Genomic DNA, 13,058 nt, shown 5'->3' on the forward strand with positions numbered 1-13,058 from the left:
CAGGGATTACATAAATATTATTAAAGCTGTTATTGGGATTATTCAGGCCCTTACAACAAGGGCCTGTTGATGATTACGCAAGGCCGCGATGTTTCAGCATGGGTTCACTCTGTGGTGCGTGCCCGCGCCACTGGCGGTACAGTTCAGCAAGGTCACTACTGTTACCCCGTGAAAGAATGGCATCGCGGAAACGTTGCCCGTTTTCCGGGGTTAACCCACCTTGCTCGCCAAACCAGCAGAAGCCGTCATCAGCCAGCATTTGTGTCCATAAGTAGGCATAGTACCCGGCGGCATAACCCCCTCCCCAAATATGAGCGAAATAGCTTGAGCGGTAACGGGGCGGAACCGCCTGCAGATGAATATGTGACTTCGCCAAAGCCGCCGCTTCAAATGCCGCGACATCAGCCACCTGCTCACCTTCTGCCAGGCTATGCCAGTGCATATCCAGCAGTGCGGCAGCCAGCAACTCAGTCATATCGTAGCCTTTATTAAACAGTGCGGCATTCAGCATGCGCTGGCGCAAGGCTTCTGGCATAGGTTCACCGGTTTCCCAGTGCCGGGCATAATGGCTGAACACTTCCGGGTAGCTGGCCCAGTGTTCGTTGATTTGCGACGGGAATTCAACAAAATCCCGTGGGGTATTTGTACCAGACAGGCTTGCATAGCGCTGGCTGGCAAATAACCCATGCAGCGTGTGGCCAAATTCATGGAACAGCGTGATGACATCATCCCAACCAATAAGCGCCGGTTGCCCCGCTGCGGGTTTGGCGTAATTACACACGTTATAAATCACCGGTTTTGTGCCCAACAATGTGGACTGCTCGGTGAAGTTACCCATCCACGCGCCACCGGCTTTGCTGTCACGGGCGAAAAAATCACCGTAGAACAGTGCCAGCCCGGTGCCGTCTTTGTCGTGGATTTCCCATACCCGCACATCCGGGTGGTAAACCGGGATGTCCAGGCGGGGGGTGAAGGTAATGCCAAACAGGCGGCTGGCTGCCCAGAACACACCGTCCTGCAGCACGCGGTCTAACAGGAAATATGGCCGAATCGCAGCTTCATCCAGTTGCCATGTGTCCTGGCGTACCTGTTCTGCATAGAAGGCCCAGTCCCAGGGTTTTACTGCGAAATCACCGTTTTCGTCATCCACTTTTTTCTGGATAGCGGCAAGCTCAGCCTGTGCCCGCTGCTTTGCCGCCGGTACCAGGTTATTCATAAACTGCAATGCGGCTGCCGGGTGCTGTGCCATCTGGTCGGCCATTTTCCAACTGGCGTAATCCGCGAAACCCAGTAATGCAGCCTGCTCCTGGCGTACTGCTGCCAGTTGCAAAATGATAGCCCGGGTATCATTTTCATCATTCTGTTCAGCACGCGACCAGGCTTTGTGGAATAACGCTTCACGGGTGGCCCGGTTCTGCAGTTCAGCCAGTGCGGGTTGCTGTGTGGTATTCAGTAACGGAATCAGCCACTGGTTACCCAGGCCTTTATCTGCCGCAGCCTGGCGGGCGCTTTCCTGTTCAGCGGGTGATAACCCGGACAGTGCCTCGATGTTATCCACCACCAGGCCACCGGCTTTATCCGCGGCCAGCAGGCGGCGGTTAAACTGGCTGGAAAGCTGTGCTGCCTGCAAGTTCAGCGCGCTCAGGCGTGCCTGTTTGCCTGGTGGCAAGGTTGCGCCAGACAGCGTAAAACGTTGCCAGGTGACTTCCAGCAGGCGGGCTGATTCTGCGTCAAGATCCAGTGTGTCACGGTGCCGGTACAGGGAATCGACCCGTGCAAACAGTTGCCCATTGAGCCAAATTTCATCCGCCAGTACAGCCAGTTCACCTGAAAAGTCTTCTTCCAGTTGTTGAATAACCGGGTTGGTATCGGCACTCGCCATAGCAAAAAAGACAGCGGTGACCTGGTTAAGCACCTGCCCGCTTTTTTCCAGCGCCAGGCAGGTATTTGCGAATGTTGCCGCCTCAGAGCACTCAAGAATGGCCGCCAGTTCAGCACGTTTACGCTTCACGGCTTCATCAAAAGCTGCCCGGTAATGCTCAACACGAATTTCGGCAAAGTTCGGGGCGCCATAAGGGAGCGATGATGGCGTTAAAAAAGGATTGTCCACTGGTTCTCCTTGTTATCAGTGATGTTCTTTCCCAAGCTTAGGCATCTTGCTGCCAGACAGCAATCAATTCTCCGGCAATGGAAACGGCTATTTCGGCAGGCAGCTTTCCTTTGACATCCGGTAACCCAACCGGGCAGCGCATTTTCGCCAGTTGCTGAGCGGCAATCCCCTTACCTTCCAGCCGGTAATCAAAGCGCTGGCGTTTAGTGCGTGACCCAATCAGCCCAAAGTAGCGGTAATCGTCGCGGCGCAGAATGGTTTCTGCCAGCGCTAAATCGCGCGGGTGATGGTGGGTCATAACCACAAAATAACTGCCCGGTGCCGCACACCGGACTTCGTCATTCGGGTCATCCACCTGGCGGCAGATAACCCCTGATGGCGCGGCTGCGAACATTCCCGGGCGCTCATCCACCCAGGTGACCTGGCAGGGCAACGTACTTAGCAGGTTCACCAGCGCCTGCCCAACATGCCCTGCGCCGAAGACAACCACCGACGGGCGCGGGGACAATAGCGGTTCGAATAATACGCTTGCCATGCCACCACAACACTGGCCAGTACGGGCTCCCAGCGCAATATGCTCCAGGTGGGGCATGGTTTGCTGTGCCTGGAGCATTGTGCGGGCCTGGGCGATACACTGGAACTCCAGGTTTCCGCCACCAATTGTCAGCCAGGTTTCCCCGGCGGTAACCACCATTTTGGTGCCATCGCCCCGGGGAACGGAGCCTTTTTCATTCAGAACGGTCAGTAATACACAAGGTGTACCGGTTGTGCGCAGTTGTTGCAAAATATCAATCCAGTCATCGGGTTGGTTCATTGCAGGCCTCCTGCATTGCCATTACGCCCCACAACACCCGCTCCGGGGTGGCGGGTGCATCCAAAGACGGATGAAGCCGGTACTCAGCCACACTGGCTATGGCATCCTGCAGAGCACTCCATACCGCGATCCCCAGCATAAATGGCGGTTCGCCCACGGCTTTGGAGCGAAATACTGTTTGCTGCGGATTCGGGTGGTTTTCCAGCAGGTTGACTCTTAAATCAGGCGGAATATCGCTGATTGCCGGGATTTTGTAACTCATGGGGCCATCAGTCAGCAAACGCCCGTTTTTATCCCAACACAGCTCTTCGGTTGTCAGCCATCCGGCGCCCTGAATAAAGCCCCCTTCAATTTGGCCGATATCCAGCGCCGGGTTCAGTGAATCCCCCACATCATGCAGAATGTCCGCGCGTAACAAGCGGTATTCCCCGGTAAGGGTATCCACCAGCACCTCGGCACAGGCCATACCCCAGGAGAAGTAATAAAACGGCGAACCTTTGCCTGCTGCCCGGTCGTAATGAATGCCCGGTACTTTATAGAAGCCGGTTGCAGAGAGTGGCACCTGGTTTAGCCAGCCGAGGGTTGCCACTTCGGCAAAAGCGTAGTGTTTGCCCGGAACCTGCACCACACCATTATTAAACACCACTTCGCCTGCTGTGCACTGATGCAGGCCGCACAGCATGTCGGTCAGGCGTTGTTTCAGGGTTTGGGCTGCAATTTCCGCAGCTTTACCGTTAAGATCAGCCCCGGATGAAGCGGCGGTAGGCGATGTATTGGGAACTTTCCCGGTGCTGGCGGGTGTTACCTGAATGGCACTCAGGGGGATTTGCAGCACCTGCGCCACCACCTGAGCGACTTTGGTATTCAGCCCCTGGCCCATTTCAGTACCGCCATGGTTAAGCTGTACCGTGCCATCGGTGTAAATCAGGATAAGCGCCCCGGCCTGGTTAAGGAAACTTGAGGTAAAAGAGATGCCAAACTTGACTGGCGTCATCGCCAGCCCGCGTTTCAGTACCGGGTTAGTGCGGTTAAAGGTGGCGATATCTGCCCGGCGCTCGGCATACCGGGCACTGTCAACCAGTTGGCTTGTCAGAACATCAGCCAGGTTATGGGTGACCTGCTGCCCATAATGGGTGGTATCACGCCCTGGTGCCCCATAGAAATTACGCTGGCGCACAACAAGTGGATCCAGACCGCATTCACGGGCGATTCTGTCCATGATTTGTTCTATTGCCACCATGCCCTGTGGCCCGCCGAAACCCCGATAGGCCGTATTGGAGGCCAGATTGGTCCGGCAACGGTAACCGGTTATGCGGGCATCGCCCAGGTAGTAAGCATTGTCGGCGTGGAACATCGCCCTGTCGCAAATTGATCCGGACAGATCAAGGGAATAACCACAGTTGGCGGCAAGATCGATATGCACGCCATGCAGGATACCCTCAGTAGTGAAGCCAACATCGTAACGGACAAAAAACGGGTGGCGCTTCCCCGTTATACGCATATCGTCACGCCGTGAAAGGCGCATTTTTACCGGCTTCCCTGTCAGGCTGGCGGCCAGAGCAGCATGGCAGGCAATACCTGCAGCCTGGGTTTCTTTGCCACCAAACCCCCCGCCCATGCGGCGCATATCCACGGTCACTTTATTCATGCTGACACCCAATACCGATGCCACCAGCTTCTGCACTTCAGTAGGATGTTGAGTGGAAGACCACACTTGAACCTGGTTATCTTCGCCAGGCTGTACCACCGCGATTTGCCCTTCCAGGTAAAAATGCTCCTGGCCGCCAATATGGAACTGCCCCTGAATACGCCGGGGTGCCGTATCAAGCGCTTTTGCAGCATCGCCTCGCTGGTGGACATGGGGTGCTTCAACATACAGTTCGCGGGCCAGTGCTTCTTCTACATCCAGCACGGCATCAAGTGGCTGGTAGCGAACCACTGCCGCAAGTGCGCCTGCTCTGGCGGCTTCCTGAGTTTCAGCAGCAACCGTCAGTACCACCTGGCCATGATATTCCACGGTATCTTTGGCAAACAGAGGGTCGCCCGGTGCCAGCGGGCCGATATCCAGCTCACCGGGTACATCCTGCCAGCAAAACACTCTGACCACACCTGGCACTTGGTAACAGGCGTCTGTATCAACGGAAAGAATACGGGCATGAGCGTGTTCACTGAGCACCGGGCATAAATAGAGCATACCCGGTAAGACCAGTCGGTCATCCACATAAGTGGCTTTACCACTTACCTGGTTATCCGCACTTTCATGTTTTTGACTACGCCCGGCGCCCTGGTCAAATGCTTTGAGAAATTGTGTTTTAAGTGCCTGTTCATCCAGGCTGACTGGGTTACCCGACATACTGACTCACCTCCACCAGGTCTGAACCTTGTAGCTGGCTCATGAAATAACGGCGCAATAAATTTTTCGCGACCTGTAAGCGGTAGCCGCTGGTACCGCGAAAATCTGATAACGGCGAGAAATCCTTATCCAGCGCTGAGCGGGCCGCCGCTAATGTGGTTTCTGATAACGGCTTGCCACACAGTGCCGCCTCACAGGCCAGTGCTCTGGCGGGCACGGCCGCCATACCGCCAAATGCCACCCGGGCGGCGGTGATCACACCCTGTTGATGGTGCAGGTTAAATGCGCCAAATACTGTCGAGATATCGTCTTCACGCCGTTTCGACACCTTCCATGCCTGAAATGAAGGTGACACTGTCACTCTTGGAATATGGATGGCACGAATAAACTCTCCGGGAGCCAGCGCGGTTTTGCGGTAATCGAGGAAAAAATCATCCAGTGACAGTTCACGCTGTTGTTCGCCGCACTGCAAAGTCAGGCTGGCCCCCAGAGCCAGTAGCATCGGGGCACCATCGCCAATTGGCGATGCGTTTGCCAGGTTACCGGCAAGCGTTGCCTGGTTACGCACCTGGCAGGAAGCAAAGCGTGTGAGCATCTCACTGAATGCCGGAATGTACCCCTGTAGTTCACGGCCGATGTCCGCCAGGCGGGCTGTTGCCCCCAGAGTTATCATGGTATCCGTCACGGTAATGGTGCTGAGTTCTTTCACATGATTAAGGCTAATCAGCAAGGGTAGCGGGCGGTAAAACTGGGTGATTTGCAATGCCAGGTCTGTTCCGCCTGCCAGTAAATGAGCCTGCGGGTATTGCTGGTACAGGCGGGCAAGGTCTGCAATATTTTTTGGTATCAGGCAACGGTGGCCGTCACCAGCCAATTCGCTGGTAGCGCTCTGTTCTTCAGCAGTAATTTGTGCCAGTTGTTGCGCGATGGCGGCTGAATCTGCCTGAAACTGGTCGTTATCCGGTGACTGGCACAGAGCGTGAGCCGCCTCAATAATTGGCCGGTAACCCGTACAGCGGCACAGATTCCCCCCCAGATGTTGCTCAATCGCGTGGCGGTCTGCTCCGGGGGCATTTTTCTGCAGAGCAAACATCGACATCACAATTCCTGGCGTGCAAAAACCGCACTGGGAACCATGGTGGTCAGCCAGGGTTTGCTGAGCCGGGTGTAACTGCTGCCCGCGCGCCAGGTCTTCCACTGTTATGAGTTGCCGGCCCTGTAACTGGCTTACCAGCATCAGGCAGCTATTTGCTGTTTTCCATACCATTTTGCCTTGTTGCGCCTCGCCAACCACTACCGTGCAGGCGCCGCAGTCACCAGATGCGCACCCTTCTTTGGTACCCGGGCAACCGGCCGGGCCACGCAGCCAGTTCAGTACCGTGGTGTCGGGGTCAATATCTCGCAACGTGGTACGTTTACGGTTATGTAAAAAAGTAATCATGCTGCCACCTCACACTCATCTCTGGACCATACTGCCCGGCCGTTTACCCAGGTTTGCCAGATATTGCGGTCATCCCCCAGAGTCATCAGCACAAATAACCGTTCGTAAATATCCCGGCAGTGGCTGTCGCGCAGGCGCTGCAATGGAGTGGCTTGCGGGTCAAGCACAACGAAATCTGCTTCTTTGCCAGGCATAAAATTGCCAATACAGTTATCCAGATCCAGTGCATACGCCCCGCCCAGAGTGGCGTAGTAAAATGCTTCGCACGCACTGAGGCGAAATGACTGCAACTGGGCTACTTTGTAGGCTTCCCCCAGCGTGCGTAACATGCTGAATGTGGTTCCTGCGCCCACATCGGTTCCCATACCAATACGCACACGTTGTTGCTGGCAACGCTGCAAATTAAACAGGCCACTGCCTAAAAACAGATTAGATGTCGGGCAAAAAGCCACGGCAGATTCAGTACGCTGCAGGCAGTTCCATTCGTCGTCATCAAGATGGATGGCATGAGCAAATACGCTACGACGCCCGGTGAGGTGGTAGCTGTCATAAACGCCGAGGTAATTTTCCTGTTCGGGCCACAGGCTTTTCACCCACTCCACTTCCTGGGTGTTTTCACTTAAATGTGTCTGTAGCCAGGTATCCGGAAATTCTGTACGCAGGCGTTCAACCACCGCCAGCAATTCAGGTGAAGAAGTGGGTGCGAAACGCGGAGTGAGCGCATAGTTAAGCCGCCCTTTTTTATGCCAGCGTGTTATCAGTTCGCGGGTTTGTTGTTCGCTCTGTTCAGGTGTTTCTGTCAGGTAGTCAGGCGCATTACGGTCCATCATAACTTTGCCCGCTATCATGCGCATGCCCAGTTGCCAGGCAACACTAAATAATGCATCCACGGATTGTGGGTGGACCGTGCCAAATACCATTGCCGTGGTAGTGCCGTTACTGAGTAATTGATTCAGGAAAAAAGCCGACATCTGAATGGCATGGGCTTCATTTTCAAACTGGCGCTCAGCGGGAAAGGTATAGGTTTCCAGCCAGCTAAGTAATTGCTCCCCCCAGGCACCTATCATTTCTGTTTGTGGGTAATGCAGGTGGGTATCGACAAACCCGGGCACAATCAGTTTCCCGCGGTAATCAGCCACATCATCAGTGCTGCGCAGCAATTGCCTACCTTCAGACCAGTTGTACAGGCCCACAATATGCCCGTCTTCTATTAATAACAGGCCGTCTTCCAGGTAACGGGCATGCTCAGCGATGGCGGCAGGATCGTCTGAGGGCTGGGTAATATCGAAAAATTGCCCCCGGACAGCCTGAGTATAGTTAACAGCCATAATCAGCCTCTTTAATGAGGGTTACCCCTCTTTTATTATGCAGATGAATTAAATAACCATATCGTCACAGGTAACCTGCAATCAGAGTGCCAATTTTATTTTTATAAATTTCATTTATTATTCATTAGCTTACATATTTTTATTTCATTTGCGCAACTGAAGGCTATTTTCCCCAGGCGCAAACGGTTGCATATTAAAGCAACCGTTTGCCATTTGTTATTTTAGTTTACCAGGCCTGTTTGCCGCACTTTTTCGTGCATCTTCCCTGCACTTTAATGGTTCAGTTGCACCATGAGTGAACACCGGAATGCTGTTGTTATCCGGGCAGAGTTCTCAAGCTTATGTTTCGCGTGCTAAGGTATAGATTCTGTTTCAGGCAGTTGTGTGAGCTTTGCTGGTTACCGAACAATCACTTGCTGTTCAACATGTACCGTGTGTGCAGACAAATCACGATGCTGTATACCGCCAGGGCTGTACCACCGCTGCCTGTTCTGCCATGGGCAAAACCACGCAAAAATGTAGAGGAACATACAGATGCTTATTCTGGTAACAGGCGCAACAGCCGGGTTTGGTGAAGCAATTACTCGTCGTTTTGTGGCTAACGGGCATAAAGTTATTGCTACCGGGCGCCGGGCTGAGCGTTTAAAAGCATTGCAGGACGCCCTCGGCGACAGCGTGCTGACCATTCAACTTGATGTGCGTAATCGTGCAGCGATTGAATCCGCCATCAGCTCGTTGCCAGCCGAATGGCGCGACATTGATGTGCTGGTAAATAATGCCGGGCTGGCCCTGGGTTTAGAGCCTGCACATAAAGCCAGCGCGGATGACTGGGAAACCATGATTGATACCAATACCAAAGGCCTGGTATATATGACACGCGCAGTGTTGCCGGGCATGGTTGAACGTAACCGTGGGCATGTCATCAATATTGGTTCCACTGCCGGTAGCTGGCCTTATGCAGGTGGCAATGTTTATGGGGCGACCAAAGCGTTTGTTCGCCAGTTCAGTCTTAACCTGCGTACCGACCTGAACGGCACCGGGGTGCGGGTAACCGATATTGAACCAGGCCTGGTTGGTGGCACGGAATTTTCCAATGTTCGCTTCAAAGGTGATGACGATAAAGCGGATAAAACCTACCAGAATACGCAAGCCCTGACCCCGGAAGATGTCACCGAGGCTGTCTGGTGGGTTGCCACCCTGCCTGCGCATGTCAATATCAATACACTTGAGATGATGCCTGTCAGCCAGACTTTTGGTGGGTTAACAGTCCATCGCTCAGCCTGATTTTCCCCACCCGGCTTGCCAGCCGGGTATGGGCGAACCGCCAAAAACAGGGTAAAATCATTGGGTTTACTCTAACAAAAGACAAACCATGGCCGCTGAAACGCATCTCAACCCAACCCAACCCGTCAATCAGCAGATATACCGCATTTTGCGGCGCGATATTGTGCACTGCCTGATTCCGCCCGGCACCCCGCTTTCAGAAAAAGAAGTGTCGCTGCGTTTTGATGTTTCGCGCCAGCCGGTACGTGAGGCGTTTATCAAACTGGCAGAAAATGGACTGATCCAGATCCGCCCTCAGCGTGGGAGTTACGTCAACAAGATCTCCCTGAACCAGGTACGTAGTGGCGGTTTTGTCCGTGAAGCGATAGAGCGCGCCGTTGTGCGCCGTGCCGCCACACTGGTGACCGATGCACAGCTTTACCAGTTAGAGCAAAACCTCAACCAGCAGCGCACAGCAATTGACCGCCACCAGCTGAACGACTTTTTCCAACTGGATGACGATTTTCACCAAATTCTTTGTGATGTTGCCCAGTGCCGCCTGGCATGGGAAACCATTGAGAATATTAAAGCGGCAATGGACCGGGTGCGGTTTATGAGCCTTGACCACGTTACGCCTCATGAGATGTTGCTGGAGCAACACTGGGCGATATTCCGGGCGCTGGAAAAGCATGATGAACAACTGGCTGACGAAACCATGCATCAGCACCTGGCTGAGATTAGTGCTTCTGTTTTGCTAATTCGCCAGGAAAACCGCGACTGGTTTACTGAAGAGCAATAAGTCCGTGGAGTGCCTGGCTGGCGTTATTTGAAGATAATTTACTGGCCAGCTGTCTTCCTCTTCCTCCGGGCGTAAAAAACCCGCCGCAGCGGGTTTGGTTGATAAAACATAAATCACTATGCCAGTATCAGGCATTCGCCTGAGCCCAGGCAGCAACCGTCGCTTTTGCGCCATGCGCCAGCAATGAACGCCAGGCCTGGGTAACAGCTTCCACAAAGACCGGGTCCTGAGGTAAATCGGTACCAAAAATCGCGCTTATCCCCAGCAAAGCTTTAACCCGGGAATCATCTTCCGCCGAAGCGGCAGTAGCTTCACGGATAACAGGCAACAGCGGGTCCATTACCTCGATGGGCTGTCCTTGTTCATCTACCTCACCGACATAACGCATCCACCCGGCAACACCTAACGCCAGCAGTGAGAAATCACTGTTATGCGCACGATGCCAGCGAACTGAATCCAGCATGCGTTGCGGTAATTTCTGGCTGCCATCCATCGCAATTTGCCAGGTACGATGGCGCAGTGCCGGGTTGGTGTAACGCTCAATCAATAAATCCGCATAACGCGCCAGGTCCACGCCCTGAACCTGCAGTGTCGGAGCCTGTTCACGCAGCATCAGCGCATGTGCAGCACGGCGATAGTTATCATCACCCATACAGTCGTTAATATGCTGGTAACCGGCAAGGTAACCCAGATAAGCCAGGAATGAGTGGCTGCCGTTAAGCATCCGTAATTTCATTTTTTCAAATGGGATAACGTCATTGACCAGCTGCGCCCCGGCTTTTTCCCATTCCGGGCGGCCTGCGACGAAGTTATCTTCAATCACCCACTGGCGGAAGGGTTCGCAGGCAACCCCGGCCGGGTCAGCAACCCCGGTAATCTGTTCAATTTTGGCCAGCGTATCTGCTGTCACGGCAGGCACAATACGGTCAACCATGGTGCATGGGAAAGTGACGTGCTGCTCAATCCAGCTTGCCAGCGCAGCATCAACCTGGCGGGCATATGCCAGCACAACTTTGCGGGTAACATGGCCATTTTCTGGCATGTTATCGCATGACATCACGCTGAATGGCGCCAGACCGCGCGCTTTGCGTAATGCCAGAGCGGCAACAATCACACCGGCTGCCGATTTCGGTTGTTGCGGGTGGCGTAAATCCTCAGCAATCAGAGGGTTGTCCAGGTTAAGTTCACCTGTTGCCGGGGAATGGCAGTACCCTTTTTCTGTGATGGTCAGGGAGACAATCGCCACCTGAGGTTCACACATGGCTTCCAGAACCGCGTCCAGGCCATCAACGGAAACGTGCATGGCACGTTTTACCACGCCCACTACACGTGCCTGCCAGTTATCGGCTGACATTTCAGCGACGGTATACAAGTTATCCTGGCGGTGTAAATCAGCAATTTGCTGTTCGCCGCCAATCAGATTAACTTCGCAATAACCCCAGTCGCTTTGGTGCTCAGCGGCAAGAATATCGGCATAAACACCCTGATGGGCGCGGTGAAACGCACCAAAACCCAGGTGAACAATGCGGGTTTTAAGGGCGCTTCTGTCATAGGCCGGGCAGGTAGCTTTTGCTGCTAATAACGTCTTTTCCATTATTAAACTCATCATTAAGCGGATTGAACCAGGATGGCTTTATCCTGGCAGACTCGATTCTGTGCTTTCATGATGTACGACATGTTTCCCCTACTACAAGACTAGAATGGTAGTTAATTGTGACATTCATCACAAAACAAAATGAAATTGCGTTTCAGTGCCAGAAAAGCCTGTCTGGTTCCGGTGGGTAACAGCCTGTGATAAAACCTGATCCTGTCTTCGGGTTATCATTAACCTGTATGGAATTGCAACGAGATATACCTGTGGTGTTGAGCTGGCATCACAATGTTATATACTCGTGATAATTTACGAGACAGGTGCCCGGGCCTTCCTGTACGTAAATACAAAACAAGGATCCGGTGATTTGTGAATAAGGAGTCTCTATGAATAAAGCAGGACAATTGTTAACGTCATTACTGCCTGTCGCCCTGCTGGCCAGTGCTGTAGCATTTTCAGCACCGGCGTTATCGCAAACAGATAAACTGATTATTGAGTCAGGTGACAGTGCACAGAGCCGCCAAAACGCGGCAATGGATAAAGAACAATGGAATGATACGCGGTCTTTGCGTAACAAGGTTAACAACCGGGTTGAAAAAGAATGGGATAAGGAAGATGCGGCATTCGACGCTCGTGACCGTTGCCTGAAAAGTTCCAATGTTAATGCGTACTGGGAGCCGAACACACTGCGCTGCCTGGACCGTAACACTGGCCGTCAGATAGCTCAATAATCTCTCCCGCTCCCGCCTGCCGGGAGCACATCTCAAATACAGGGAATTAAAACATGTCAGGGTTTGATGAAATAAAACTGCGCCCACTGGAGCGAGAAGATTTGCGCTTTGTCCACCAGCTCGATAACAACGCCAGCGTTATGCGTTACTGGTTTGAAGAGCCTTATGAAGCTTTTGTCGAGTTATCGGACTTGTACGACAAGCATATTCATGACCAAAGTGAACGCCGTTTTGTTGTGGAATGCCAGGGGCAAAAAGCAGGCCTGGTTGAGCTGGTGGAGATTAATCATGTCCACCGCCGCGCGGAATTCCAGATAATTATCTCCCCAGAATTTCAGGGTAAAGGCCTGGCTGCCCGGGCAGCAAAACTGGCAATGGATTACGGGTTTACCGTTCTCAACTTATATAAACTCTACCTGATTGTTGATAAAGAAAACGCCAAAGCCATTCACATCTACAAAAAGCTGGGCTTTATTGTAGAAGGTGAACTGGTAGATGAGTTTTTTATTAACGGCGAATACCGCAACACCATCAGAATGTATATTCTGCAGCACCAGTATATGGCTCTGCATAAAGCCCCCTCCGGCGGCATGGTGAAGCCCACTGCGCAGTAGGGCTGCCTGCGCGC

Annotated in this window: 10 protein-coding genes; 4 read left to right on the top strand and 6 right to left on the bottom strand. The window is 53.2% G+C overall.

Annotation, left to right across the window (positions count from 1 at the left end; genetic code table 11):
• Positions 1-73 precede the first annotated feature (73 nt).
• The 5 genes from dcp to guaD are packed head-to-tail and all read right to left on the bottom strand — an operon-like array spanning position 74 to position 8,046.
• Entirely contained in the window at positions 74-2,110 is a 2,037-nt protein-coding gene (gene dcp / locus DT73_RS19210) for a peptidyl-dipeptidase Dcp (RefSeq protein WP_036113403.1), read from the bottom strand.
• A gap of 37 nt (positions 2,111-2,147) precedes the next feature.
• Positions 2,148-2,924 carry a xanthine dehydrogenase accessory protein XdhC gene (xdhC, locus tag DT73_RS19215; protein ID WP_036113406.1) on the bottom strand — a complete coding sequence of 259 codons (777 nt, stop codon included), beginning with the start codon at positions 2,922-2,924 and terminating at the stop codon, positions 2,148-2,150.
• Complete coding sequence (xdhB, locus tag DT73_RS19220; protein ID WP_036113416.1) at positions 2,908-5,277, bottom strand: xanthine dehydrogenase molybdopterin binding subunit; 2,370 nt, start codon at positions 5,275-5,277, stop codon at positions 2,908-2,910. Before xdhB ends, xdhC begins: the two co-directional genes overlap by 17 nt.
• Positions 5,267-6,718, bottom strand: coding sequence for a xanthine dehydrogenase small subunit (xdhA, locus tag DT73_RS19225; protein WP_036113419.1), 1,452 nt, complete (start codon positions 6,716-6,718; stop codon positions 5,267-5,269). The genes xdhB and xdhA overlap by 11 nt, the downstream gene beginning before the upstream one ends.
• Positions 6,715-8,046 (bottom strand): guanine deaminase, encoded by a 1,332-nt coding sequence (gene guaD, locus DT73_RS19230; protein ID WP_036113421.1) that lies wholly within the window; start codon positions 8,044-8,046, stop codon positions 6,715-6,717. The genes xdhA and guaD overlap by 4 nt, the downstream gene beginning before the upstream one ends.
• Positions 8,047-8,580: 534 nt before the next feature.
• On the opposite strand from guaD, the gene ydfG reads away from it, so the two are divergent.
• On the top strand, positions 8,581-9,330 hold the full coding sequence (ydfG, locus tag DT73_RS19235) for a bifunctional NADP-dependent 3-hydroxy acid dehydrogenase/3-hydroxypropionate dehydrogenase YdfG (protein ID WP_036113424.1): 750 nt from the start codon (positions 8,581-8,583) through the stop codon (positions 9,328-9,330).
• Positions 9,331-9,418: 88 nt separating this feature from the next.
• On the top strand, positions 9,419-10,108 hold the full coding sequence (locus DT73_RS19240) for a GntR family transcriptional regulator (RefSeq protein ID WP_036113427.1): 690 nt from the start codon (positions 9,419-9,421) through the stop codon (positions 10,106-10,108).
• A 127-nt stretch (positions 10,109-10,235) separates the two neighbouring features.
• Here DT73_RS19240 and DT73_RS19245 read toward each other — a convergent pair whose 3' ends face one another.
• The gene (locus tag DT73_RS19245; RefSeq protein ID WP_036113682.1) at positions 10,236-11,702 is read right to left on the bottom strand and encodes a mannitol dehydrogenase family protein; all 1,467 of its coding nucleotides are present in this window, start codon (positions 11,700-11,702) and stop codon (positions 10,236-10,238) included.
• Positions 11,703-12,085: 383 nt separating this feature from the next.
• Here DT73_RS19245 and DT73_RS19250 point away from each other — a divergent pair, with 383 nt between their 5' ends.
• Together DT73_RS19250 and speG are read left to right on the top strand one after the other, a co-directional pair.
• Positions 12,086-12,430: a DUF1283 family protein gene (locus DT73_RS19250; RefSeq protein ID WP_036113430.1), complete on the top strand. Its 345-nt coding sequence runs from the start codon at positions 12,086-12,088 to the stop codon at positions 12,428-12,430.
• Between the two features lie 53 nt (positions 12,431-12,483).
• The gene (gene speG, locus DT73_RS19255) at positions 12,484-13,044 is read left to right on the top strand and encodes a spermidine N1-acetyltransferase (RefSeq protein ID WP_036113433.1); all 561 of its coding nucleotides are present in this window, start codon (positions 12,484-12,486) and stop codon (positions 13,042-13,044) included.
• The last annotated feature ends 14 nt before the right edge of the window (positions 13,045-13,058 follow it).

The sequence above is a fragment of the Mangrovibacter sp. MFB070 genome (assembly GCF_000705335.1).
GTDB lineage: Bacteria > Pseudomonadota > Gammaproteobacteria > Enterobacterales > Enterobacteriaceae > Mangrovibacter > Mangrovibacter plantisponsor.